The organism is Rhizobium sp. RHZ01, assembly GCF_014851595.1.
GTDB classification, from domain to species: Bacteria; Pseudomonadota; Alphaproteobacteria; order Rhizobiales; family Rhizobiaceae; genus Rhizobium; species Rhizobium altiplani.
Genome location: NZ_JACUZZ010000018.1, coordinates 60,969 through 84,800 on the forward strand (window position 1 = coordinate 60,969; position 23,832 = coordinate 84,800).

The 23,832-nt window shown below is 59.0% G+C and carries 24 protein-coding genes and 1 tRNA gene; 6 read left to right on the forward strand and 19 right to left on the reverse strand.

Going from position 1 to position 23,832, the window contains the following annotated elements:
* Positions 1–9: 9 nt before the first annotated feature.
* Together IB248_RS18965 and IB248_RS18970 are read right to left on the reverse strand one after the other, a co-directional pair.
* Complete coding sequence (locus tag IB248_RS18965) at positions 10–525, reverse strand: superoxide dismutase family protein (protein WP_192241511.1); 516 nt, start codon at positions 523–525, stop codon at positions 10–12.
* A gap of 117 nt (positions 526–642) precedes the next feature.
* Positions 643–960 (reverse strand): hypothetical protein, encoded by a 318-nt coding sequence (locus IB248_RS18970; RefSeq protein WP_192241512.1) that lies wholly within the window; start codon positions 958–960, stop codon positions 643–645.
* A 454-nt stretch (positions 961–1,414) separates the two neighbouring features.
* Between IB248_RS18970 and IB248_RS18975 the strand changes: the two genes are divergently transcribed.
* The 3 genes from IB248_RS18975 (at position 1,415) to IB248_RS18985 (ending at position 4,864) form a co-directional block, all read left to right on the forward strand.
* Positions 1,415–3,286 carry an EAL domain-containing protein gene (locus tag IB248_RS18975; protein WP_192241513.1) on the forward strand — a complete coding sequence of 624 codons (1,872 nt, stop codon included), beginning with the start codon at positions 1,415–1,417 and terminating at the stop codon, positions 3,284–3,286.
* Positions 3,287–3,355: 69 nt separating this feature from the next.
* A complete protein-coding gene (locus IB248_RS18980) occupies positions 3,356–4,000 on the forward strand; it encodes an HD domain-containing protein (protein ID WP_018857422.1) in 645 nt (214 codons plus the stop codon).
* Positions 4,001–4,009: 9 nt separating this feature from the next.
* Positions 4,010–4,864, forward strand: coding sequence for an MOSC domain-containing protein (locus tag IB248_RS18985; RefSeq protein ID WP_192241514.1), 855 nt, complete (start codon positions 4,010–4,012; stop codon positions 4,862–4,864).
* Here the strand turns inward: IB248_RS18985 and IB248_RS18990 are convergent.
* The 12 genes from IB248_RS18990 to rpoZ all read right to left on the reverse strand — a co-directional run bounded on the left by IB248_RS18990 (position 4,861) and on the right by rpoZ (position 14,998).
* Positions 4,861–5,862: an aldo/keto reductase gene (locus IB248_RS18990; protein WP_192241515.1), complete on the reverse strand. Its 1,002-nt coding sequence runs from the start codon at positions 5,860–5,862 to the stop codon at positions 4,861–4,863. The two genes, IB248_RS18985 and IB248_RS18990, sit on opposite strands and share 4 nt — an antisense overlap.
* Positions 5,863–5,968: 106 nt before the next feature.
* Positions 5,969–6,727 carry a DNA repair protein RecO gene (recO, locus tag IB248_RS18995; protein ID WP_192241516.1) on the reverse strand — a complete coding sequence of 253 codons (759 nt, stop codon included), beginning with the start codon at positions 6,725–6,727 and terminating at the stop codon, positions 5,969–5,971.
* Between the two features lie 67 nt (positions 6,728–6,794).
* Positions 6,795–7,157, reverse strand: coding sequence for a response regulator (locus IB248_RS19000; protein ID WP_018857426.1), 363 nt, complete (start codon positions 7,155–7,157; stop codon positions 6,795–6,797).
* Positions 7,158–7,388: 231 nt separating this feature from the next.
* Positions 7,389–8,141, reverse strand: a complete 753-nt coding sequence (locus IB248_RS19005) for a Crp/Fnr family transcriptional regulator (protein WP_018857427.1) — start codon at positions 8,139–8,141, stop codon at positions 7,389–7,391.
* 133 nt (positions 8,142–8,274) lie between these two features.
* Positions 8,275–9,213, reverse strand: a complete 939-nt coding sequence (gene era / locus IB248_RS19010) for a GTPase Era (protein ID WP_018857428.1) — start codon at positions 9,211–9,213, stop codon at positions 8,275–8,277.
* An 8-nt stretch (positions 9,214–9,221) separates the two neighbouring features.
* Positions 9,222–9,941, reverse strand: a complete 720-nt coding sequence (rnc, locus tag IB248_RS19015) for a ribonuclease III (RefSeq protein WP_112642791.1) — start codon at positions 9,939–9,941, stop codon at positions 9,222–9,224.
* Positions 9,938–10,681 carry a signal peptidase I gene (lepB, locus tag IB248_RS19020; protein WP_018857430.1) on the reverse strand — a complete coding sequence of 248 codons (744 nt, stop codon included), beginning with the start codon at positions 10,679–10,681 and terminating at the stop codon, positions 9,938–9,940. The genes rnc and lepB overlap by 4 nt, the downstream gene beginning before the upstream one ends.
* Before the next feature lie 114 nt (positions 10,682–10,795).
* Positions 10,796–11,200 (reverse strand): holo-ACP synthase, encoded by a 405-nt coding sequence (gene acpS / locus IB248_RS19025; protein ID WP_018857431.1) that lies wholly within the window; start codon positions 11,198–11,200, stop codon positions 10,796–10,798.
* Complete coding sequence (locus IB248_RS19030; RefSeq protein ID WP_025659865.1) at positions 11,197–11,781, reverse strand: DUF2062 domain-containing protein; 585 nt, start codon at positions 11,779–11,781, stop codon at positions 11,197–11,199. The genes acpS and IB248_RS19030 overlap by 4 nt, the downstream gene beginning before the upstream one ends.
* Positions 11,782–11,922: 141 nt before the next feature.
* Positions 11,923–12,072: a hypothetical protein gene (locus IB248_RS19035; protein ID WP_018857433.1), complete on the reverse strand. Its 150-nt coding sequence runs from the start codon at positions 12,070–12,072 to the stop codon at positions 11,923–11,925.
* Between the two features lie 180 nt (positions 12,073–12,252).
* Positions 12,253–14,493: a bifunctional (p)ppGpp synthetase/guanosine-3',5'-bis(diphosphate) 3'-pyrophosphohydrolase gene (locus tag IB248_RS19040; protein ID WP_018857434.1), complete on the reverse strand. Its 2,241-nt coding sequence runs from the start codon at positions 14,491–14,493 to the stop codon at positions 12,253–12,255.
* A 100-nt stretch (positions 14,494–14,593) separates the two neighbouring features.
* Positions 14,594–14,998: a DNA-directed RNA polymerase subunit omega gene (gene rpoZ / locus IB248_RS19045; RefSeq protein ID WP_018857435.1), complete on the reverse strand. Its 405-nt coding sequence runs from the start codon at positions 14,996–14,998 to the stop codon at positions 14,594–14,596.
* A gap of 285 nt (positions 14,999–15,283) precedes the next feature.
* Between rpoZ and IB248_RS19050 the strand changes: the two genes are divergently transcribed.
* Positions 15,284–15,865 carry an NYN domain-containing protein gene (locus IB248_RS19050; RefSeq protein WP_018857436.1) on the forward strand — a complete coding sequence of 194 codons (582 nt, stop codon included), beginning with the start codon at positions 15,284–15,286 and terminating at the stop codon, positions 15,863–15,865.
* A 32-nt stretch (positions 15,866–15,897) separates the two neighbouring features.
* Here IB248_RS19050 and smpB read toward each other — a convergent pair whose 3' ends face one another.
* Entirely contained in the window at positions 15,898–16,377 is a 480-nt protein-coding gene (gene smpB / locus IB248_RS19055; protein ID WP_025659866.1) for an SsrA-binding protein SmpB, read from the reverse strand.
* A gap of 103 nt (positions 16,378–16,480) precedes the next feature.
* Positions 16,481–17,365 (reverse strand): 4-hydroxy-tetrahydrodipicolinate synthase, encoded by an 885-nt coding sequence (gene dapA, locus IB248_RS19060; RefSeq protein WP_192241517.1) that lies wholly within the window; start codon positions 17,363–17,365, stop codon positions 16,481–16,483.
* Positions 17,366–17,578: 213 nt separating this feature from the next.
* Between dapA and IB248_RS19065 the strand changes: the two genes are divergently transcribed.
* Positions 17,579–19,651 carry a transglycosylase SLT domain-containing protein gene (locus IB248_RS19065; protein ID WP_192241518.1) on the forward strand — a complete coding sequence of 691 codons (2,073 nt, stop codon included), beginning with the start codon at positions 17,579–17,581 and terminating at the stop codon, positions 19,649–19,651.
* Positions 19,652–19,714: 63 nt separating this feature from the next.
* Entirely contained in the window at positions 19,715–20,602 is an 888-nt protein-coding gene (locus IB248_RS19070) for an alpha/beta hydrolase (protein ID WP_192241519.1), read from the forward strand.
* A 93-nt stretch (positions 20,603–20,695) separates the two neighbouring features.
* Here the strand turns inward: IB248_RS19070 and IB248_RS19075 are convergent, their stop codons facing one another.
* From IB248_RS19075 to IB248_RS19085, 3 genes are all read right to left on the reverse strand, one after another.
* Positions 20,696–21,796, reverse strand: a complete 1,101-nt coding sequence (locus IB248_RS19075; protein ID WP_192241520.1) for a porin — start codon at positions 21,794–21,796, stop codon at positions 20,696–20,698.
* A gap of 568 nt (positions 21,797–22,364) precedes the next feature.
* A tRNA-Ser gene (locus tag IB248_RS19080) sits at positions 22,365–22,455 on the reverse strand.
* A gap of 80 nt (positions 22,456–22,535) precedes the next feature.
* Positions 22,536–23,753 carry an FAD-dependent oxidoreductase gene (locus IB248_RS19085; protein ID WP_192241521.1) on the reverse strand — a complete coding sequence of 406 codons (1,218 nt, stop codon included), beginning with the start codon at positions 23,751–23,753 and terminating at the stop codon, positions 22,536–22,538.
* Positions 23,754–23,832 lie beyond the last annotated feature (79 nt).

Here is a 23,832-nt window from a genome sequence, read left to right on the forward strand (position 1 = left end):
AAAGACTGCCTACTTGATGACGCCGCAGGCAAGGCGCTCACCCGCATCGCCTGCAGGTTGGCTGCGATAGTCATCAGAATTGGCATGAACGATCAGCGCTCGGCCGCGGACGCCATCAGTCTTGCCGTCGAGTGTGACCATGCCGTCAAACACCTGCGCTCGCAGAACGCCATCCTGATCAACATACTGGTTGGGCATGTCGCCGGCATGGGGTCCCATTGCGGACAGCAGGCCGTGCTCGGCATTGGTCGGATTGAAGTGCTTTCCGGCTGACTCGTGATGGCCGGCTGCATCGCAACTGCCGGTCTCGTGGACATGGAATGCGACCCATTTGTTGGCAGGCAGCCCAGCCACTTCGGCGTCGATCAATACGCCCCCAGTTGCCGCCGCCGTTAGCGTGGCCCGACCGCTTGCCTTTCCGTCACGCCCGATAAAGTCCGCCGTGGCCGTTTGCTTGTCCTGAGCCATCGCAGCGGAGGAAACGGCCAAGAGCGTCAGAGCCGCGAACGAGAGGATTGTTTTCATTGGAGCTTCCTTTGCATCGTCGTTTCCCAACGTGCGAGGTACGAAGCAGTTCCCAAAACGGCGGCAACGAAAAAGCCGGCTCTGAGGCCGGCTTCGCAAATTCAGCGCACCACGTGATCAGGCGACAGTGTCGAGATCATACTGACCGTATGTGCTCTCATACAGATCGTAAGAGGCGTTCTGCTGGGACTGCGGATAGAAATTACGGCTACCCGTCTCACTTGCAGCCATCATGAAGGCAAGCACGCCATCCGAGAGCTTTGGTGCAAAGTCCTGAGCATTGCTCCCTTCTGAGCCCAACTGCTTCAGAATGCCCGGCTTGTCATCAGCCGCCCGCTCGCCACGGCTCAGCACGCCGTCGCCATTTGTGTCCAATCGCGACAGGGTCGCGAGATACGCATAAGATGTATCACTAACCGATGAAACTTGGCTCATACAAACCTCCATTCACCGCTGTTTCGGTGATGTTTGTACGCAATACGAAATGGAAAAATCTAAGACTGAACGGTCGTTAAACTGATTTGCGCACTGCGTCAATAAGCTGTTAACACGCCATTAACCATGATTGATAAAGTGTGATTTCAGCGCATCAGCCGCGCGCGGTCTGGGCTCAAATGCCCACATTTCCAGGCAGTTCGTGACCAGCAGTCAAATATAATGCCAGCAATATATTCGTTTGCGTTGCAATAGAATTTTAATGCGACCGATGGATTATCTTCGCCACGTCAGCATAGGGGCCGGTCGAATTTGAGATTGCCTAGACGATAATTTTGGATTGTTTCAAAAGGTCTTTTCATGTCTGGCGCGCCGCGTCGAAACTGCAGGCTGGCAGCACGCTCACAGGGCTCCGCTCACCCTCCCCTCGCTCCCGAAACAAAGATTGCCGAAAATGGACGCTGAAGCCCTTTTCCGGCAACAGTGCACGACCGCCCTCAATGAGGATCGCTCTGCCAACGCTGAGCGCCTGATGAATCTTGTCGTCGAGACATATCGACTGCAGGCAGGAAAGAAGCGCGCCGCGGAAGACCATTCTCACCTGCTGAGCGAAGAAAACACCACGCTTAAAGGCAGCCTCGTTGCCACGAAAGAAGATCTCGCGGAACAGCAACGCCTGTTCGGGATCGTTCTCGACAACCTGCCGCAAGGTCTGAGTGTCTTCGACGCTGAGCAGCGATTGATCGTCTGCAACACGCGCTTCCGACAAGTTTTCGGCTTCAGCGTCGAAGCTGCCTCTCCCGGCGCCTCGCTGAAAACACTCATCTCGATGATCCGCGGCACCGAGCGGATCGAGAAAAAGGTCTCGCGTCTGCGCGCCGCCACCGAAGGTGGACACATCCGCCACCGCGAATGGATCATGGAAGACGGGCGCACCATCCAGAGCGTCATCACCGTCCTCCCCGATGGCAGCAACATTTCCATTCATGCGGACGTTACCGAAGACCGAAAGGCGGCCGAGCGCATAGCTTATCTCGCTCATCACGACCCGCTGACCGGACTGCCGAACCGCATCAGCCTCAGGGAGCGCATCGACGCCGCGCTGGCCGCCTGTAAGCCGGACGAGCAGATTGCCCTTGTGCACCTTAATCTTGACCGCTTCAAATCGATCAATAACACCCTCGGCGTTTCGGCCGGTGACAAGATCCTGCGGCAGGTGGCTGAGCGCATCCGCATGTCGGCAGGCGGTAATGTGCTGGCGCGCCTCGGCTCGGACGAATTCGCGATTCTTCAATCCGGACGGCAGCAGCCATGGAACGTCACGGCTCTGGCCGACCAGATTCGCCGCGAACTCTCGGAGCCGTTCTTTCGTGGAGACAAGGCCGTTGAACTCAGCGTGTCGATGGGGATCGCAATCAGTCCGCAGGACGGAATTGAAACGGACACCCTGCTGAAATACGCCGGCGTCGCACTGTCGCATGCCAAGAGCAGCGGTGGAAAGGGCGAGCGCTTCTTCACGGCCGAAATGGAAGCGCAGATCGAAGCACGGCATACACTGGAAGCGGATTTGCGCAAGGCGATCGAAGGCGAGGAGTTCGAGCTTCACTATCAACCGCTCTATGACCTCGGCCAACAGAAGATCTGCGGTTTCGAGGCGCTTCTGCGATGGAACCACCCGACGCGCGGACGGGTGCCGCCCATGGAGTTCATTCCCCTTGCCGAGGAGGTTGGCCTCGTGGTCGATATCGGACGCTGGGTCATACGCCGCGCCTGTCGCGATGCCATGGATTGGCCAGAAGATATCAAGGTTGCGGTCAACGTATCGGCGATCCAGTTTACGAACAGTGATTTGCCGAGCGATGTCGCCGCGTCGCTGGCCGAAGCGGGGCTGCCAGCTAACCGTTTAGAAATCGAGATCACCGAAAGCGTGCTGATGGAAAACCTCGATGAGGCCCTGCCTGTACTGCACGCGCTCAAGCAGAGCGGCATCCGGATCGGCATGGACGACTTCGGCACCGGCTATTCGTCGCTGAGCTATCTCCGACGGTTCCCCTTCGACAAGATCAAGATCGACAAGTCGTTCGTCAACGGTATCGTTGAAGACAAAGAAGCCTTTGCGATCATGCGTGCCATCATCCTTCTCGGCGATGCGCTCGGCATGCGCGTGACCGTGGAAGGCGTCGAAACGGCCGAGCAGTTGGCCATGCTCCAGCGCGAAGCCTGCGATGAAATCCAGGGCTACCATATCAGTCCGCCACGGCCGGCCGTGGACGTACCTTACCTGTTGGCTTGGCCGCAGGCGCACCCGAGCGCCCGCGCCAGCTAGTACGCTCTTCGTTGCGACTCGTGGTTCCTGCGTTTATGGAAGGACACCCTCTTCCCACGCGGTGATCCCATGTTCCAGGCGAAGGCCTTCGCTCCATTTGAAAAGCTTGCCGCCGCGCTCGTACCGCATTCGTCGGAAGGCGATGACGGCTCGCATGACGTGGCGCATGTCTTGCGCGTTTTCAAGAACGCCATGCGCATTCAGGCTGTCGAGGGTGGCGATGCCAGGATCCTTGCGGCTTCCGTCCTCCTGCACGATTGCGTCGCCGTGGAGAAGAACTCCCCCATGCGCTCAAAGGCGTCCGCTTTGGCAGCAGCGAAGGCCTCGGCCGTTCTCGCGAAGCTTGGCTGGGCCAGTGACGACATCACCGCCGTTGCGCATGCGATTGTCGCGCATAGCTTTTCCGCCAATGTTACGCCCGAGACCCTGGAGGCAAGGATCTTGCAGGATGCCGATCGCCTGGATGCGATCGGCATGGTCGGCGCGGGACGCTGCTTCTACATTGGCGGCCGAATGTCCTCCGCGCTCTACGATCCGTTCGATCCGGCAGGCAGCAACCGCGAGCTTGACGACAAGCGCTATGTCATTGACCACTTCCAGACAAAATTGTTCAAACTCGCGGACGGCTTTCAGACGAAGGCCGGGCGGGCGCTCGCGGCCACACGCGACCAGCGCCTGCGCGACTTCCTTGCGGCTTTCATGGACGAAATCTAGGAGCACTTGATGCGTATTACAGGCCTTTTCATCTATCCGCTCAAAAGTGCTCGGGGTATCGCGCTGCAGTCCTCGGAGATCGATGCATTCGGGTTGCCGGGCGACCGGCGCGCCATGATCACCGATCGGGACGGACACTTCATCACCCAGCGGGAGTTGCCCGATCTCGCTCGCATCGCCGTGCAGGCGGGACCGTCGGGCCTCCATCTCACCATGGGCGACAAGAAGATTGACGCGCAGATTCGAACGGCCTCAAAACGGATGGACGTCTCGATCTGGAAGTCCATCGTCAATGCGGCGGTTGCCGATGATGCTGTGAATGCTGAACTTTCGGCCTGGCTCGGGCGAGAGGTGAGACTGGTGTTCTTCGATCAGGATGCCAAGCGTTCCGCCAGTGCGGAATGGGCCGGCGAAGGCACACCGGTCACATTCGCCGATGGCTACCAGATCCTTGTCACCACGACAGGCTCCCTGCGGGCACTGAATGCCGATCTCGAGGCGCACGGCGAAGGGCAAGTGGGCATGGAGCGGTTCCGGCCCAATATCATCCTTGATACCGAGGAAGGTTGGCAGGAAGAGCGGTGGGCTGCGATTGAGATCGGCGGCATTCGTTTCGATCTCGTCAAACCTTGCGCACGTTGCATCATGACCACCCAGGACCAATCGACCGGATCGCGCGACGTTCCTAGTCCGATGCCCGCCATGGGGCGCATTCGGATGTCTGCGGACCGGCGTGTACCCGGTCCGCTCTTCGGCTGGAATGTCACGCCTCGCGGGACCGGTCGGATTGCGGTCGGCGATACAGCCAAAGTCATCGAGGAGAGGCCCGAAGGCTGGGCCTTCAAGGTCCGCAACCGCGGCTAGGCGCGAAGCTGCGCGAGTGCCTCATCGATTTCATCCGTGATAGCCGGCGATAACGGGCCTTTGGCCAGCGCGCCGGCGTTTTCTTCAACCTGGGCAACGGTGCGAAAGCCCGGGATCGGCAGGGTTCGGGGCGAACGCGCCCACAGCCACGCCAGGGCGCCTTGTGTGAGAGTTCGACCATCGGACTTCAGCAACTCGCGAACCGCTTCCAATCGCGCTGCAAATTCCGGCGCGATCCGGCCGTCCTTGAAGTAGACCATCCAGTCAAGGCTCGCGCCGCGAACATCCTTGTCACCGATTTTCGTGTCGGCGCGGAATTTTCCGCTGAGCAAGCCCATCGCGAGCGGCCCGCGGTTGATCGAAATCAGCCCATGCCGTTCGATCACCGAGATCATGTCAGGCACCGGCTCGAAGACGTTCATCGTGTGCTGGACGGCAACAAAACCCAGGCGTTCCGAGTGTCGCGCGGCACGATCGGGATAATCCGTGCTCCACCCGAAGGCGTCGATCTTCCCCTCGTCACGCAGCGTCTCAAGGGTTTCGAAGACCTCGTCCGACTGCTCGAGCGGAAAGTCGTTCAGATGAAATTGAAGCAGATCGAGGCGATCCCGTTTCAACCTGCGCAGCGACGTCTCGGCCGAGCGGCGAATGAAGACAGCATCGGCGAAGGCGCCGGTTGCCTGCTTCGTCTCCGGATCGGTGGCAAAGCCGAACTTGGTCGCGATGACAATGTCGCTGCGACTACCGATCGCACGCCCGAGAACTTCCTCTGAATGCCCGGCCCCATAGTTCGAAGCCGTATCGAAGAAACGGATGCCGAGTTCGATCGCGCGATGAATGGCGGCGACGGACTTGTCGTCATCGACCTCGCCCCAGCCGAGCGGCGTGTCGCCGGCATAGAAGGGACCGCCGATTGCCCAGCAGCCCATACCCAACCGGGGTATTTCATAATCGTTCCAGAGATTTATCGTCGTCATCGCATCCGGTTTGGTCAGCATCGCATTCCTCCAATCGCTGGGCTGCATGCGATCGAAATAGGAAGATGGGTGAGACACGTAAAGCGCCTGATCCGAATGATGTTTTTCGCCAATGAAAAACGGTCGGTCAGGCGGACAATTCGTCCTGCGGTGCGGCCGCCTTGAGTGCTTTCAGAGCTGCCTGTACGAAGCCCTCGCGCGCAGCTGCCGATTCCACGCCGCGCGGCTCATAGACATGGCGATGGAGAAAGAATGCCGTCAGGCGGAACGCGGCGCTGAGGCCGTCGATATCAGCCGCGCGGTTTTCCTCACTGTTCAGGAATGGTGGCAGGAGCAACATCTTGTCCGCCCAGGGAGCACCGGCAGTCCGGCTGACCGCCCTGCCCGACTTCGGCGACACATAAGCAAGGTCGGAACGACTGCCCGTCGCGGCGCACTCGGTCAAATCGAGACCAAAGCCGAGGTCGTTCAGAACGGCAAGCTCGAAACGGACGAAGAGCTCACCGGCATCCGCCGGATTGTGGAGATTGTCGAGGATGACTTCGAGCGCTTCGAAGAGATGCGGATGCGGATCGCGCTCCGGCAGCAAGCGCAGCAGTGCGCCCATCGCCTGCACGCCATAGACGGCAGTCGCCGTTTCCATCAGCCGCGCGGCCCGTAACGTCAATGGCTCTATACGGAATTCGCCAAGGTGCTCGTCTAGGCGCGCACGCCACGTAACCTCGACCTCGTTGCCGGGTTGAAGAACCGGTTGCATGGCACGAGACCGACCAGAGCGGACCATGCCAAGATGGCGTCCGCGCTCGCGCGTCATCACCTCGGCGATGACGCTGGTCTCGCCATGGCGCTTGACGCCCAAGATGATTGCCCGGTCATGCCACTGCATCGGAAGCGAACCCTAAACTTACGATTCGATCCTAACGCAAGACCGTTGCCCTGTCATAAAAAGGCATTCAGGCGCTGGCTGGGAACAGTTTCTGGAGGAAGTCGCGCATCGCCGATTCTCCAAACGGCTTGACGAGCAGCGGCACGTTCCGAAGGTCTTCGGGGAAGTCCTTTGTATCGGAATAACCGCTCACAAACCCAAAGGGGATGTTGCTGTTCGCCAGATGACGGGCAAAGTCGAAGCTCATGACTTCGCCAAGATTGACGTCCAGCAGCGCGAAATCGAAGGTCGCGGTCTTGGTCGCCTCCATCGCCTGTTCAAGGCTGCTGACGATTCCAATCGTTTCCACGCCCACCTGGCGGAGAATATCCTCCGCCTCCATCGCGATGATCAAACTGTCCTCGAGGACAAGAACACGGTTTGCCTTCATACCCAATACGCCCCTCGCTGAGTATCAACTAAGATGCTCGGCACCTGCATTTCCCGGATTTCAACCTCTGACGCCCCATGGCTCATTGGCGACGACTATATACCGCTTAGCTTGCATAGCCGCTTTTTCGTTTCGGGTCGATAAAAAGCAGGGCAGGAAGAAAGATGGCAGGGTGACCTTACGGGCGTGCCGCTCAGAAGGCATTTAAATAAGACATGTCGCTTACAGCTATTATATGAACGGACGGCCCCTCTCTCCAAGCCCCTCCCAACCGGCAGCAGCCTTGAGCCCCTCCCCATCAAGCACCTCGCAGGCACGCTCCTGCCAGCGGATGAGGTTGCGATTGGCGAGCTTTTTCAATGTCTTGTTTGTATGCACGATCGAAAGTCCCAATGTATCCGCAACGTGTTGCTGCGTGATTGGAATCGATGCGTGGCCGTTGAAGAGCTTCAGCTGCCTACCGCGCTCGAACAGGAAAGCGATGAGATAGGCGGCGCGCTCGAGCGCTGTCCGGCGACCAATGCTCAATAGGTGTTCGTCAAGGATACGTTCTTCCTGGGCGGCAATCCAGGTGATGTCGAAGGCCAGGGACGAATGCTTGTTGTAGAGGGTCATCAGCTTGTCGCGCTCGAAAACGCAAAGCGATACAGGCGACAATGCCTCGACGGAGTGCTGCATCTCCCCCATAATCGTTCCCTGAAGACCGATCAGATCACCCGGCATCACGTAGTTCAGGATTTGCCGGCGTCCGTCCTCCAGCGTCTTGTAACGAAAACCCCAGCCGGAAAGGACGGTGAACAGGTGAGCGCTGTGCGCACCCTCGACTATGATCGTGGCACCAGCATCCGCGGCCAGCTCGCCTCTCTTGAATTTCGAAACGAAGTCGAGTTCATCGGCGGTGAACTCCCGGAAGACCCGGTTGGCACGCAGCGGACAGTGCTCGCAGGGCGTTTTGAACGAGTGGGTGGGACGCGCGGTCGGCATGCAGGCCCTTGTGCTCGAATGAAGGACGCTGCCGGAATTGGCAGCGCTTCCTACGAGAACACGCAAATGGCAAGGGTTGTTCCACCCGCGCGGGAATTTTTAACGCAGAAACAACGCGGTAGAAGCCGTCAACTTACGTCGGAAAATCCAGACCCATTTCGCGGAAGCGCTCGGGGTCATCGCCCCAATTTTCACGAACCTTCACGAACAGGAAGAGATGAACCGGCTGCTCGAGGATTTCGGAGAGCTCTCGTCGGGACGCCGACGAAATCGCCTTGATCGTTTCGCCACCCTTGCCGAGCGCGATCTTCTTCTGGCTATCCCGTTCGACGTAGATTACCTGCTCGATTCGAACCGAGCCGTCCTTGCGTTCTTCCCACTTTTCCGTCTCGACATGCGACGAATATGGAAGCTCCTGATGCAGACGCAGGAACAGCTTCTCGCGGGTGATCTCCGCAGCCAGCTGGCGCATCGGAAGGTCGGAGATCTGGTCTTCGGGATAGTACCAGGGGCCTTCGGGCAGCGTCTTTGCCAGATAGTCCATGACGTCGTCACAGCCGGAGCCGTTCTCGGCCGAGATCATGAAGGTATGGGTGAAGTCGATCTTCTGGTTGGCCGCCGCCGCAAGCGCCAGCAGATCTTCGCGTTTGACCCGATCGATCTTGTTCAAGACGAGAATCTTTGGCTGATGTACCTCCTTGAGGCCCTCAAGAATGGCTTCCGCATCGCCGCGCAGACCACGTTCGCTGTCGATCAGCAGCATGATCAGGTCAGCATCCTTTGCGCCGCCCCAGGCTGATGTCACCATCGCGCGGTCGAGCCGCCGACGCGGCTTGAAAATGCCGGGCGTATCCATGAACACGACCTGCGCATTGTTGTGGATCGCGATGCCGCGCACGATGGCACGCGTCGTCTGCACCTTATGGCTGACAATCGAAACCTTGGCGCCGACGAGGCGATTGACCAGCGTGGACTTGCCGGCGTTGGTCGCTCCAATCAACGCGACAAAGCCTGACCGTGTGGCACCCGCAGTTTCAGGGGCGTCGTCCGCCATATCGTGTTCTTCCGTCATTTGTCCCGTCAGTTTCCGGCAGAGGACTTCTGCCAAATGCCTTCGCGTTCCAGCATTCGCGTGGCTGCGACCTGTTCCGCGGCCCGCTTTGAGCGTTCGATGCCCGTTTCGGGCTTAACACCTGTGACCTCAACAGTCACCGTGAAACGCGGATCATGATCCGGTCCGGTGCGTTCTTCAACCCGGTAGATCGGCGTGATGCCGAATTTGGCGTGCGACCACTCCTGCAATTCGGTCTTCGCGTCGCGCCGCGCGCCGTCGGCGCGCGCTGCCCGCTTTTCCCAGAACTTCAGGATGAAACGCCGGGCGACCTCCAGGCCGCCATCGAGGTAGATCGCCGCAATAAGGCTTTCGACGACGTCGGCTCGCACGTTCATCATACGCTTGCCGGTCAGCTTCTTGACGTCGGCGCCAGTCCGGATGAAGAGATGCAGGCCGAGTTCATCAGCGACCTCAGCACAGGTGTCGGCACTGACGAGCTGATTGAGGCGCACCGAAAGTTCGCCCTCGGTCGCCGTACCGAACGTCCGGAAGAGCAGTTCGGCAACGCAGAGGCCGAGGACTCGGTCACCGAGGAACTCCAGCCTCTCGTAGTTGCCGCCCTTCTGCGTGCGGGCACTTGCATGCGTCAGTGCCCGATCCAGCCGCTCCTTTTCGGCGAACTCGTGACCGATCAGGGCTTCAAGCCGTGTTCGATCCGCCGCCGAAAGCGTCTGTGACTTGCTCATTCAACGCCCTTGAACAGACGATCCCACCGCATGTTCGTCGGCCACTTCCAGATCTCGCGGAACGAGGTGTCGTTGCCGAGCGAGAAGAAGATGACGCTGGCGCGACCGACCAGATTTTCCGCAGGCACAAAGCCAACGTCGAAGCGGCTGTCGAGCGAATTATCGCGATTATCGCCCATCATGAAGTAATGGCCTTCCGGAACGATAAACTCGCGGGTGTTGTCGCCACGCGAAACCGGGGACTGATCCAGCGTGTCAAAGCTGACGCCGTTATCCAGCGTCTCGCGATACACCGGCACATCCTGGCCCGGATCCTGCGCGTAGTCGGAATTGAACGTGCCATTCGGCACCCTCGGAACCGCCGTGCCGTTCACGTAGAGGACGCCTTCCTTGACCTGAATGCGATCACCGGGAAGACCAACCAGCCGCTTGATGTAATCGACGTCGGGGTTCGGCGGGAACCGGAAGACAACGATGTCGCCGCGCTTCGGCTCGCTCTCGAAAATGCGACCGCTGAAGAGGTTCGGCGAGAACGGTAGCGAGAACCTCGAATAGCCGTAGGCAAACTTGTTGACGAAGATGTAGTCACCGACAAGCAGTGTCGGCATCATGGAGCCGGACGGAATGGTGAACGGCTGAAAAAGCACCGTTCGGATAACCATCGCCAAAATCAGCGCCTGGGCGATGACCTTGATGTTTTCCCATAGGGCGTTCGGCTTGGTTTCGACTTTTTCGGACACGCAGTCTTGTTCCTTCAATGCACCGCCAGGGCGCAACTCTTGTTTGCTTCTCTCTAGCGGCTTCGACCGATTGCGGCAATGGCGCCAACATTAAAAGCGACTCTACGTCGCTGCTCAGACATCTTCCGGCAGGGCCTCAATGATGACGAACGCTTGCGCCAAGGGATAATCATCCGTTATCGTCAAATGAATGGCAGCCTTGTGGCCAGCCGGCAGCAGCGACTTCAGCACATCGGCCGCGCCGCCCGTCAGCCGCATCGTCGGCTTGCCGCTCGGCAGGTTCACAACGCCGAGATCCTTCCAGAACACACCTTGCGCCATGCCCGTCCCGAGAGCCTTGGAGCAGGCTTCCTTGGCGGCGAAACGCTTGGCATAGGAGGCGGCGCGATTGGCGCGCCGATCGGACTTTGCCCGCTCAATCTCGGTGAAGCAGCGATTGGTGAAGCGCTCGCCGAAGCGTTCGAGGGATTTCTCGACTCGCCTGATATCAATGAGATCGCTGCCGATACCGATGATCATACGGTTTCCTGCACTGGATTGGACAGCCGCACGCGGGCACGCGTCATAAGGCGTTCGCGGCGGCGCGTCTGAAAGCCCTTCACGGCATAAAAGGTTCCGAAATAAACGATGACGGAGGTCAAGAGCGCCGGCGGGATGGAGCCGACAAGCATCGGTTCGAGCACCGGTTGCCAGAGTTCGCTGAAATGCAGCTCATGAAACAGCGCCCCAAGGTCGATCGAATGCCCTTGCATCGTATCCTGACGCGCAAGCAGCAGGTGACCGATCTCCCAGGTCGCGCCCCAGATGAACGGATAAGTCAGCGGATTGCCGAAGGCCGCACAGCCAAGAGCAGCGGCGACCATATTGCCCGCGAATAGATAGCTGAGTACGAAGGCCATGATAAAATGAACGCCGATAAAGGGCGTCCAGGACACGAAGATCCCTGCGGCTACGCCCATGGCGACGGCGTGCGGCGACGCCGTCAAGCGCAGAACACGCATCGTGAGATAGCGGAGCGGCCGCAAGAATCCCTTGCGAGGCCACAACAACTCGCGCATCTTTTCACGAAATCCGGCAGGTTTTCGACGTCTGAACAGCATGGCGCGTATGTAGTGCAACTCGCACCAGCGTTACAAGAGCGTCAAACTATCTCAGTCATTATTTGATCACTGCAGACTGAGCACTCACCAGGGGCGCGATATGCAATACGCCCCTTTCATTCTTCAAGTATAGAACCGATATTAACGGGTGCGAAACATACCGCGGTCAACCTGACGCTGACGATATTCAAGATCGATACGGTCAAACGAGCCGTTCAGATAGTCCATTTCGCGTTCTTCAGCGGTCGGAGCGCGCAATGCGCGGGCAATCTTCTTGATCGGTTTAAACATTTCTTTGCCTCATCTTCTGTTCGTTTCCTGATGACTGGAAGATAGGCGCTCGCAGCAGCAATTACCAACGCTCTAACAAGGGCACAGCCATGCAATTGACGCATACCTAGCCTTATATCAGTGCGTTTTCCGTCATGAAGCGATCACAAAATGTGCAAATGCCAAGTGGCGGTTGCCGACTTACTCGTAAAGCCGGCGAACCGTCGCGACGCATTCGAGGTCCTTCAGCTGGGCAAGCAGCTGGTTCAACTGCCGAAGGTCCCACACTTCGACGTCGAGCGTCATTTCGGTGAAGTCGGTTGCGACGCGCACCGTATTGAACACCCGAATATTGACGTCGACGCCGGCAACGGTCTGGGCAAGCTTTGCCAACGTACCGGGCTCATTCAACGCATTGACCATGATGCGCGCCATGAAACGCGACTTGTTGGCCTCGTCGAGATCCCAGCGAACATCAATCCAGCGGTCCGGCTGATCGTCGAAACGTTGCAGCGTCGGTGACTGGATCGGATAGATCGTAATGCCGTTGCCTTTTTCCGTCGTATTCATGATCCCGACGATGCGGTCACCGGGTACGGCGCCCGTCGGCGCAAACTGCACATCAACATTGCTCGAAATGCCGCGGATCGGCACCGTGTCCATTTCCAGAGCACTGAGATCTGCACCATCGATGCCGGACTTCGGCTTGCCCGGGATCTTGAAGATCATGCCGGAGGCGCTGCGAACGTTGAACCAACCGTCGTCACCGCTCGGCTTGGCCGTCACGCGTTCTTCGAGATGATCCGGATAGACGGCGCGCAATACGTCGAGCGACGACATTTCACCGCGACCGACCGCAGCGATGGCGTCTTCCACATCCTTCTGGCCAAGGCGATGGAGCGCGGGCTTCATCGCTTCACGGGAGAAGATCTTGCCGGCTCGCTCGAAGGTGCGCTCCAGGATGCGATGGCCGAGACCGGCATATTGTTTGCGGATTGCAAGTCGGGTGGCCCGGCGGATCGCCGCACGCGCCTTGCCCGTTACCACGATCTCTTCCCAGGCAGCAGGCGGCACCTGCACGCCGGAGCGAATGATCTCGACCTCGTCGCCATTCGCCAGTCGTGTTACGAGAGGCATGATGCGCCCGTTGATCTTGGCGCCCACGGTCGTGTCGCCGATATTGGTGTGAACGGCATAGGCAAAGTCGATCGGCGTCGCACCCCGTGGCAGCGCGATCAGCTTGCCCTTCGGCGTGAAGCAGAAGACCTGATCCTGGAACAACTCAAGCTTCGTGTGCTCCAGGAATTCTTCAGGACTGTCCCCTTCCGCCAGCGCCTCGATCGTGTGCCGCAGCCATGAGTAGGCGTTGGACTCGCGCGAGAGGATATCGTTGTCGGACGTCGAAGCCCCGTCCTTGTAGAGCGTATGGGCGGCAATACCGAATTCCGCGATCTCGTGCATGCGCTTGGTGCGGATCTGCAGCTCGATACGCTGCCTGGATGGGCCGACGATCGTCGTGTGCAGCGAACGGTAGTCGTTCTGCTTCGGCGTCGAGATATAGTCCTTGAAGCGCCCGGGAACGACGCGCCAGCGGGTGTGGACGATGCCGAGAGCCCTATAGCAGGCCGAGATATCTTCAACGATGATACGGAAACCGTAGACGTCAGAGAGCTGTTCGAAGGACAGCGACTTCGACTGCATCTTGCGGAACACGGAGTAAGGCTTTTTCTGGCGTCCCTTGACGATGGCGCCCGTCAGCCCGTTCGTAACCAGCAGATCGCCCAATTCGGTCTCGATCTTCTTGACCAGACCCTCGTTGCGCTTGGAAAGCTCCTCGAGCCGCCTGGTTACGGTCTCATAGGCTTCGGGATTGATGTGGCGGAAGGAAAGGTCTTCCAGCTCCTCGCGCATGTCCTGCATACCCATGCGCCCGGCCAGCGGCGCATAGATGTCCATCGTCTCCTCGGAAATGCGCGCGCGCTTTTCCGGCGACATGTGGTCGAGGGTGCGCATGTTGTGCAGGCGATCTGCCAGCTTGACGAGCAGCACGCGTACGTCGTCGGAGATGGCAAGCAGCAGCTTGCGCAGGTTTTCTGCCTGTTTCGCCTTCTTGGTGACGAGGTCGAGCTTCTTGATCTTCGTCAGCCCTTCGACCAGCCGACCAATATCCTCGCCAAAGAGCTCATCGATTTCGGCGCGGGTGGCTGTCGTATCCTCAATGGTGTCGTGAAGCAGCGCGACGGCGATCGTCGACTCATCGAGATGCATGTCCGTCAGAATGGCGGCGACTTCCAGCGGATGCGAGATGTAGGGATCGCCGCTGGCACGCTTCTGTTGCCCATGCTTTTGCATTGCATAGACATAGGCTTTGTTCAGCAGGGCTTCGTTGGCGTCGGGCTTATATTTCTGAACCCGCTCCACGAGCTCGTACTGCCGCATCATCCCGAAACCACTCCATTACAAACGAAAAGCGCGCCAATCACGGATTGGCGCACATGATATGCGATAATATGCCGAAGCTATAATCGTGCAAGGTTGACGATTAGTAATCGTCGCTCTTTTCCGGTGGCACCAGGCCTTCGATGCCAGCCAAAAGCTCCTCTTCCGACATCTGGTCGAAGGTGATCGTTTCCGGCAGGTCTTCCTGCTCTTCGCTGTCGGCCGCAGCGACGCCGCCGGCTGCGATGAGGCTCGCCGGATCGGGCTCGGGCTCGTCGATTTCGACATGCTTCTGCAGCGAGTGGATCAGGTCTTCCTTGAGATCGTCCGGCGACAGCATCTCGTCCGCGATCTCGCGCAACGCCACGACCGGGTTCTTGTCGTTGTCGCGATCGATCGTGATCGAGGCGCCCTGGGAAATCAGCCGGGCACGGTGGCTGGCAAGCAGAACCAGCTCGAAGCGGTTCTCAACTTTATCAATGCAGTCTTCTACGGTGACACGGGCCATTGCCTGTCCTTTACGTCGTGATCTCGGGATTAACACGCCCGATACAATTAAAACCGGGCAAATTCAAGTTTTCATTGCACGACGCCTCTGCGGGCGAATCTGACGAATTTTGGAACTAAAGCGGATTTCGACCAGAAGTTGCTTGGAATATCACGAATCGTGCCCTAAATCTTTCTTATATGAAAAGTTCATAAAGTACGATTTGTTCCAGGCGACCTCATAACTCATTGTTTTGTTGGGTTTTTGACGGAAGCACGACGATTGCTCACATTGGATTGGTACGGGATGTTTGATCCACGCGAAAAAATTGCTCTTTTTATCGATGGCGCCAATCTCTACGCTGCGTCCAAAAGTTTGGGTTTCGATATCGACTACCGCAAGCTGTTGAAGGCGTTCCAGAAACGTGGCTATCTCCTGCGCGCCTACTACTATACGGCCCTCATCGAGGACCAGGAATACTCCTCCATTCGCCCGCTGATCGACTGGCTGGATTACAACGGCTACAAGGTTGTGACGAAGCCGGCAAAGGAATTCACGGATTCGATGGGTCGCCGCAAGATCAAGGGCAACATGGATATCGAGCTTGCGATCGATGCCATGGAGCAGTCGGAAACCGTCGATCATCTCGTCATCTTCTCCGGCGACGGAGATTTCACGACGCTCGTCGAGGCGCTGCAGCGGCGGGGCCGAAAGGTCTCGGTCATCTCAACGATGGCAACACAACCTCCAATGATTGCCGACGATCTGCGTCGCCAGGCAGATCACTTCATCGACCTTCTATCGCTGAAGAGCGAAATCGGGCGTGATCCTTCAGAGCGACCACCGCGGCCAACCGAAACGGCAACGCCAACCGATCTGGAAGCTTGAAGCCAGCAATTCACCGCCGGCTATGCCTTTGACTAGCCGTTATCCTTGAGAAGACGGCTCTTCTGCCGGTTCCAATCGCGTTCCTTCTCGGATTCGCGCTTGTCGTGCAGCTTCTTGCCCTTGGCGAGCGCCAGTTCCATTTTGGCGCGGCCGCGATCGTTGAAATAGATCTTCAGCGGTATCAGGGTCATACCTTCGCGATTGATCCCCGCTCGCAGACGGTTGATCTCGCGGCCGGAAAGCAGGAGCTTGCGGCGGCGGCGCGGCTCATGATTGAAACGGTTCGCCTGCAGATATTCCGGCAGATAGGAATTGATCAGCCAGATCTCACCATCCTCATCCGAGGCATAGGATTCTGCGATATTGGCCTTGCCCTCGCGCAACGACTTGACCTCGGTGCCCTTGAGCACGAGCCCAGCTTCGTAGGTATCGATGATCTCGTAGTTGAAGCGCGCCTTGCGGTTTTCCGCCACGATCTTCTTGACCACGCGCTCGCTGCCTTTGGGGGCCATGACACATTCCAAATGCTTAGGGGCGCGACGACCGCGCCCTTCTCTCTTCTCCCCTATGTAGGGGAACATCGACCGCCTGTGAAGGCGGGCCGAATGGCTTGCCTCAGTTCAGCAGACCGGCATGGCGCATGGCTGCGTCAATCGCCGCTTCCGTCGCAGGTTCCAGTGTCGAAATCAGCGGCGAACGCACGTTGCGGCTCATCCGCCCAAGCTCCGACAAGCCATACTTCGCTCCGCAGAGGCCGGGCTCCATGAAGATGGCCTTGTGTAGCGGCATCAAGCGGTCCTGATATTCCAGCGCCTTCGCATAGTCACCTGCAAGCGTCGCAGCCTGGAACTCGGCGCAAAGGCGCGGCGCCACGTTGGCGGTCACCGAGATGCACCCGACGCCACCGTGGGCATTAAACCCGAGTGCCGTGGCATCTTCACCCGACAACTGCTTGAATTCCTTGCCGCAGGTAAGACGCTGCTCGGACACGCGCTCGATCTTGCCCGTCGCATCCTTGACGCCGACGATATTCGAGTGCGCTTTGGCAAGCGCGCCCATCGTCTCCGGCGTCATGTCGATAACGGAGCGACCCGGGATGTTGTAGATGTAAATCGGCAGCTTCACTGCCTCGGCGATCGCGGAGAAATGCGCGACCAGCCCCTTCTGGGTGGGCTTGTTGTAATAGGGCGTGACCACGAGGACCGCATCTGCCCCGGCCCTCTCGGCGTGCTGAGCAAGTTCGATTGCTTCACGCGTGTTGTTCGAGCCGGCGCCGGCCATGACAGGCACGCGCTTGGCTGCGGCTTCAATGCAGAGTTCCACGACCCGCTTATGCTCGGCATGCGACAGCGTCGGAGATTCGCCGGTCGTCCCAACCGGAACGAGACCGCTGCTGCCTTCCTTGATCTGCCAGTCGACGTGGTTCGCGAACGAAGTTTCATCCACTTGGCCGGCATCGGTGAAGGGAGTGACGAGAGCGGGAATGGATCCCTGGAACATGCAGAACTCCTCATGGCCAAATCCACGCTTCGGCCGCATTCCTTGAATATTGGTGGGGCACCATAGTGCGGTGAAATCGCCGCGACAAGCACGCATGGATCGGTTTAGGGCAAATTCCGATAGCAAATGTGAACGAAGTTTACTGACGTTAGTAAGCTTTCGTTAAGATGGCTCCCGCCAAATGGTCGGGCGTGTTTTCGTTGTGAGTGTCCCATGAAGAGAGCAGTCCTGATCGTGTCCGCCCTCGGCTTTACAGTCGCCGCGTGGAGCAGCGCCGCGTCGTCGCTTCCGAATGAGGGCGCGCCCGTTCCGGACGTGAAGCCGATTGGTTTCGTCCCCCAGACGACAATACCGGAATCGATCGTTACCGGCTCAATTCCGCGCGGCCAGGCAATTGCACCCGTTAACAGTGATTTGAAATCCGGCCTGGACGCGCTTTCGGACAACAATCCCCTGCAAGCGCTTTCCATTCGCGACGGCATTGGACGTGGGACGCTTGACCGGCATATCCTGACCTGGGCGATTGCGGTCTCGGGGCAGAAGGGCATTCCCTCGACAGAGATCACGGCTGCGGCGCAGGAATTGCAGGGATGGCCCGGGCTCGCAAAGCTGCGGGCTTATTCGGAGCGGGCTCTTTACGATGAAAACCCTAACCCGACCACTGTCTTGGCGGCCTTCGGCCAGACCGCGCCGGAGACCACGCCGGGCGCGATGATCCTTTCGCGTGCGCTTGTCGCGACGGGTAAACAGAGCCAGGCGGCGAAGACCATTCGCAAGATCTGGCGCGGCGAGATGCTGGACAAACCGACCGAAGACAAGATTTTGGCTGAGTTCTCCGGCTTGCTGACCTCGGCCGATCACAAGGCGCGAATGGACTACCTGATGTACCGCAATCGCACTGAGCAGGCCAAGCGCTTTGGCGACATGGCTCAGGCCCAATCCCTCTACAAGGCATGGGCCGCTGTGATGAGCAAGGCACCCAACGCCGGTGCGCTTCTTGCCGCGGTCGATGGCCAGTGGAAAGGCGATGCCGGTTACCTCTTTGCGCGCATCGAGCATCTGCGAAAACAGGACAAGTATACGGAAGCCGCCAAGCTGCTGCGGCAGGCCCCACGCAATCGGGATGAACTGGTCAATGCCGGCGAGTGGTGGAACGAGCAGCGGATCGTGAGCCGCGGCCTCGTCGATCAAGGGGAATTCAAGGCGGCCTACGGAATCGTTGCCAATTACGCTGCGACGACGCCGACCGACATCGTCGAGGCCGAATTCCACGCAGGCTGGTACGCGCTGCGCGGGCTGCAGGATCCTGCGGCGGCACAGGCCCATTTCCGGAAGATCCTCGATTTCTCCAATGGGCCGATATCCGTATCGCGCGCCTGGTACTGGATGGGTCGATCCGCCGAGGCGGGTGGGCCTGGCAAGGCCTCGGAATTTTACGCCAAGGCCGCAAGCTATCCGACCACCTTCTATGGGCAGCTCGCCGGCGACAAGCTCGGCAGCAAGACACTGAACGTGGCGTACCCGTCTCCGACTGCTGCGGATCGCCAGCGCTATCTGGCGCGTGAGGCCGTGCAGGCCATCGCCCGTCTCGACGCGGCCGGGCATGGCTGGCGGGCCAATAGCCTCTACCTCGCGCTCGCCGAGCAACTGCAAAGCCCTGGAGAACTTGCGGTTCTGAGCGCGCAGGCCGAACGGTCCGGCGACCACCATCTGTCGCTGCAGATCGGGAAGATTGCTTACTCCCACGGCGTGGATGTCGCGGCGCTGGCCTTCCCACTCGGCGTCATTCCGACGAACGCCAACATCTCCGGCTCCGGGAAGGCCCTCGCCTACGCGATTGCCCGGCAAGAGAGTGCCTTCAATCCCGCGGCCGTTTCGGCAGCCGATGCTCGCGGATTGCTGCAGATATTGCCGGGCACGGCAAAGGCCGTCGCCAAGCGTCACAACATCGCCTATTCGAAGGAGCGACTGACCGCCGACGCCGGCTATAACGCGACCCTTGGGGCGCATTATCTCGGCGAACAGATCGACGCCTTTGGCGGCTCCTACATCATGACCTTCATTGCCTATAATGCCGGTCCCAAGCGGGTGCCCGAATGGATCGGCCGCTATGGCGACCCGCGCGGCCAATCGATCGACGCCATCGTCGACTGGATTGAGCGCATCCCCTTTCCCGAGACGCGCAACTATGTTCAGCGGGTGATTGAGAATTACGAAGTCTACAAGGCCCGGTTGGGTCAGCCGAGCGACATCGTTCGTGACCTGACCTACGGCCGCTCCTCCTGATCACCATTGGCGAACATTGCTGGCCTCGCTAATTTGTTCCCATGCAACGGGGGACGACCAAGCGTGGATGAAGCAAGAGACGATGGTTTCCAAGCGACAACCTACCAGAGCGATGACGGACTCACGCTCCATGCGCGAGACTACGGTGGTCCTGACATCACTGACCGGCTACCGATCGTCTGTCTGCCGGGATTGACGCGGAACTCGCGTGACTTTCACCAACTGGCGCTGCTCCTGTCGACCGATCGAGCGATGCCGAGACGCGTCATCACGCTCGACTATCGCGGGCGCGGCCTGTCCGATTGGGATGCCAACAAGGCGAACTACAATCTCGGCGTCGAGACGCGGGATGTCATTTCCGCCTGCCAGCACTTTGCCGTTGAGCGCGCCATCTTCATCGGCACCTCGCGGGGCGGGCTAATCCTTCATCTGCTGGCCGAGATGGGGCCGGATCTGATCGCCGCCGTCATTCTCAACGACATCGGACCGAAGATCGAAGCCGCCGGCCTCAAGCGCATCCGCGACTATCTCAACTCGGCTGCGCCGCCGCGCAACTGGCCGGAAGCAGTCGCATTTCTCAAGGCCTACCATGGCCCCTACTTCACCGCCCTTGGGGAGCGCGACTGGCAGGAGATGGCTGGTGCGATCTATCGGGAACTCGACGGGAAGCCGATCGCGGACTTCGATCCGGCCATTGCCGCTCAATTACAGATGATCGACTTCGATCAGCCGCTACCTGATCTCTGGCACTATTACGACAGGCTCGCGACGATGCCTCTCATGGTCGTCAAGGGCGACAACTCCGATCTCGTCTCCGACAAGACGCTTGCGGAGATGAGCGCTCGGTGTCCAGCAATCGTGTTTCTGGAGGCACCTGGCCAGGGACACGCACCGCTGCTGCATATGCAGCCACTGCTCCAGCGAATCAGGCGGTTCATAGCGGAGGCGTGAGCGCTCTCCAAGCCACTCACCCTTGCAGTGGCCCCACAACAAAAAGCCCGGCTCGAAAGCCGGGCTCTCCTGATTGACCGAAGTCAGACCAGATTAGAATGCACGCTGCAGACGGAAGTAGCCAGTCGTCTCGTCGTCGATGTTGTCGCCATCGATGTACTGAACCGAAGCCTTGGCGTAGAAGTTGTCGGTGATCTGGTAATCAACCGTCAGACCAACCTTCCAAGCGTCGTCGCTGGAGAAGTCGTCTGCCGTATCGTTCAGACCGTAGTTGCCGAACCATTCAGCACCGGGAGTGATCTTCAGCTTGTCGGTCGCCTGGATGGCGTACTCAGCTGCAATCGCCCACTCAGAGGTATCGTAGTAAGCGTTCAGGCCAGATGCCCAAACCGCTGCGAGGCCGAGCGTACCCGGACCGATTGCAACCGTACCCATGGCGCGGATCGCACCGTCTTCGGTGTCGGTATCATAGCCACCGATAACCTGGTAGGTGAAGGCGCCAGCCTTGCCACCGAGGCCGAGAGCAATACCAACGTTGTTCGGGTGCTCGCCGAGACCGCCGACCGTGTCGTCAGTAGTGCCAAGGACGCCGTCCGGACCCGGAAGGGGGACGCTACCATGAATCGCATCTTCCAGTTCGTCAACCGAGATACCGGCATAGAAGTCGCCAGACTCGTACTGATAACGGATGGAGTTGTGCAGCGTTTCATGGCTTGCGAGAACGTCGGTTTCGCCCGAGAGACCGTCATCCCACCAGCTGTAGAACAGACCAGCGCGGAAGCCAGCGATGTCGATGTAAGCCGAGTCCAGGACCGAGTTCTGGAAAGCGGAGTTCGCCGCATCAGCATTGTGCTGCAGAACGATCACGCCGGTGAGCGGACCATACTCGGTGTCGCTCTTGGCCGTGAACTGAACCTGGCCACGGGTGAACGCGTCCCAGTCAGACGTGCCCGGGTTAGGGCCACCGTGATCAGACTGATCTTGACCAACGTCAACCTGGAAACGGATGTAACCTTCGATCTTCAGGCAGGTTTCCGTGCCCGGGATGTAGAAGTAGCCAGTGCCGTAAGCGTCGCAGACGCGAACGTATTCAACCGGTTCCGGCTCAGCAGCAACAATAGCGTCAGCAGCCTGAGCACCGGAAACTACTGCGAGAGCAGCAGCGGAGCCGAGAAGAAGGCTCTTGATGTTCATATTGACCTCCAATTCAAAGTTTCGATCGGGTCTGGGTTTTTCGCCGTTAGAGCAGCGTTCCCTGCCCCATCCCCATGTTTCAAGAAGTCGGACGATCAACCGCCCTTGCTTCCGAGGTTGAAAATACAAGACCGGGACTGTCACGCAATCACCAACTTGCCCGTTTGGGGTGTTTGCGACAGCCTTCCGCATACGCTGTTGCTGAAAGGTCACAAATGCGGCACCCACCCCTCTCGTTTCTTTATACTTTATTAAGAAACCCCTGATTTTGCGGGAGTTTGCCGCCGCTGAGCTGGGGTGTGCGGCTGTGGATTGTGCCACACTGGAACCAGTTTCCTGCCGGATTCGCGTCTTTTATAGGAGATGAGGGAGACAGCGTGTTGGCGCCTGACCTCGGCCTCATGTGCAATCGCAGCGGAATCAGCTTTGTTGACGAAGGATGATTCTCGGTTCGATTCTGCTGACGCGAGATTCGGGACGCCAAACGCGGAGGTCGTGGACAGCGCGCCGAAAGACGACGCACTCGAAGAGCGGTCATTCGTCGAAACAGTTTGTGCGATGATCATGGTGGCGGAGAGGAAGGGATTCGAACCCTCGATACGCTTTTGACGTATACTCCCTTAGCAGGGGAGCGCCTTCGACCACTCGGCCACCTCTCCGGTGGGAGCCTGATAGAGTCATTCGACAGGTGACGCAAGCGCTTTTTCGGCTTTTTCACCTGATGCCGAGGCCGCCGGCCTCAGCTCAGCAGTTGCTTGAGATCGGTAGATGCGTCCGCAATGATCGCCCTGTCGGGATTGATCCCGGATTCCAGCATCTTCTTGCCGCTGACGTAGGCCCTGGCGTCATTGATGGCATCCACGGCGATGAACGCCCCATTCTTGAAATACCAGATCGAGTGGGCGCCGTCGCGCGAGCCTGGACGCAGGACTGTATCGTCATAGCCCATGTTGAAGCCGGCGATCTGCAGCTTCACGTCATACTGATCCGACCAGAACCAAGGCTTGGGATCGTATGCTTCGTTGCCGCCGGCGATGATGGCGGCGACGGCTTCTGCCTGGTCGACGGCGTTCTGCACCGATTCGAGACGGATGCGTCCGCCTTGCCACGGCAGGGCCGCACAGTCACCCGCGGCAAAAATCGACGGATCGGACGTGCGGACGAATTCATCCACTATGATTCCGTTGGCGACCTCGAGACCCGCCTCCTTGGCGAGTTGATCGTTAGGGACGACGCCGATGCCGACAATGACGAAATCGACCTCGATCGTGGACCCGTCGGAGAGTTCGGCAGCGACAACCCTGCCTTCATGGCCGACAAGATGCTTGAGCCCGGTCTTCTCCCGGATGACAACGTCATGTGTCTCATGAATCACCCGCATGATGTCGGCCGTCTCCCTGGCAGCGACGCGCTGCAGGATTCGGTCAGCCATCTCGATCACGGTAACCTCGAGACCGCGGTGACGGGCGACAGCAGCTGCCTCAAGTCCGATATAGCCACCACCAATAATGAGGACTCGGCGACCGGGCCGCATTTCATCAGCAAGCAGATCAGCGTCACGTTTGTCACGCGCCACATAAACGCCCTCGAGATCCCCGCCGATCGACGCAGGCAGTGCGCGCGGCGTGGAGCCGGTCGTCAACGCCAGCGTGCCGTAGTCGAGCGCTGAACCGTCCTGTAGCAGGACCTGCTTCTTGTCACGCACGATCTGCTCCGCCCAGGTGGAAAGCCTGATCTCGACATTGTTGTCGGGGTACCAGTGTTCCGGCCGGAACAGCAGTCGATCGAAGGTCATCTCGCCAAGCAGGTACTTCTTCGTGAGTGGCGGCCGCTGGTAGGGCAGCGCGTCTTCCGCACCGATGATGGTGATTGGGCGCATATCCTTGAGCGCACGCAGTTTCGCGGCCAATGCAAAGCCCGCCTGCCCCGCGCCGATGATCACCAGTCTGTCCGTCACGTTTTCACTCCCAGCATGCAGCCGCGCGTTCCAGAAAAGGGGTATCCCCTGCCTCCAGCGCCGTCAACCGGAAGCGGAC

Coding starts and splice junctions, on each gene's coding strand:
- IB248_RS19040 (WP_018857434.1), bottom strand. CDS start 14,493: ATGATGCGGCAGTACGAGCTCGTGGAGCGGGTTCAGAAATATAAGCCC.
- era (WP_018857428.1), bottom strand. CDS start 9,213: ATGACGGAAGAACACGATATGGCGGACGACGCCCCTGAAACTGCGGGT.
- acpS (WP_018857431.1), bottom strand. CDS start 11,200: ATGATCATCGGTATCGGCAGCGATCTCATTGATATCAGGCGAGTCGAG.
- IB248_RS19035 (WP_018857433.1), bottom strand. CDS start 12,072: ATGTTTAAACCGATCAAGAAGATTGCCCGCGCATTGCGCGCTCCGACC.
- IB248_RS19075 (WP_192241520.1), bottom strand. CDS start 21,796: ATGAACATCAAGAGCCTTCTTCTCGGCTCCGCTGCTGCTCTCGCAGTA.
- rnc (WP_112642791.1), bottom strand. CDS start 9,941: ATGAGCAAGTCACAGACGCTTTCGGCGGCGGATCGAACACGGCTTGAA.
- smpB (WP_025659866.1), bottom strand. CDS start 16,377: ATGGCCCCCAAAGGCAGCGAGCGCGTGGTCAAGAAGATCGTGGCGGAA.
- IB248_RS18965 (WP_192241511.1), bottom strand. CDS start 525: ATGAAAACAATCCTCTCGTTCGCGGCTCTGACGCTCTTGGCCGTTTCC.
- IB248_RS18975 (WP_192241513.1), top strand. CDS start 1,415: ATGGACGCTGAAGCCCTTTTCCGGCAACAGTGCACGACCGCCCTCAAT.
- IB248_RS18980 (WP_018857422.1), top strand. CDS start 3,356: ATGTTCCAGGCGAAGGCCTTCGCTCCATTTGAAAAGCTTGCCGCCGCG.
- recO (WP_192241516.1), bottom strand. CDS start 6,727: ATGCAGTGGCATGACCGGGCAATCATCTTGGGCGTCAAGCGCCATGGC.
- rpoZ (WP_018857435.1), bottom strand. CDS start 14,998: ATGGCCCGTGTCACCGTAGAAGACTGCATTGATAAAGTTGAGAACCGC.
- IB248_RS18990 (WP_192241515.1), bottom strand. CDS start 5,862: ATGCTGACCAAACCGGATGCGATGACGACGATAAATCTCTGGAACGAT.
- IB248_RS18970 (WP_192241512.1), bottom strand. CDS start 960: ATGAGCCAAGTTTCATCGGTTAGTGATACATCTTATGCGTATCTCGCG.
- IB248_RS19050 (WP_018857436.1), top strand. CDS start 15,284: ATGTTTGATCCACGCGAAAAAATTGCTCTTTTTATCGATGGCGCCAAT.
- IB248_RS19030 (WP_025659865.1), bottom strand. CDS start 11,781: ATGCTGTTCAGACGTCGAAAACCTGCCGGATTTCGTGAAAAGATGCGC.
- dapA (WP_192241517.1), bottom strand. CDS start 17,365: ATGTTCCAGGGATCCATTCCCGCTCTCGTCACTCCCTTCACCGATGCC.
- IB248_RS19000 (WP_018857426.1), bottom strand. CDS start 7,157: ATGAAGGCAAACCGTGTTCTTGTCCTCGAGGACAGTTTGATCATCGCG.
- IB248_RS18985 (WP_192241514.1), top strand. CDS start 4,010: ATGCGTATTACAGGCCTTTTCATCTATCCGCTCAAAAGTGCTCGGGGT.
- IB248_RS19065 (WP_192241518.1), top strand. CDS start 17,579: ATGAAGAGAGCAGTCCTGATCGTGTCCGCCCTCGGCTTTACAGTCGCC.
- IB248_RS19005 (WP_018857427.1), bottom strand. CDS start 8,141: ATGCCGACCGCGCGTCCCACCCACTCGTTCAAAACGCCCTGCGAGCAC.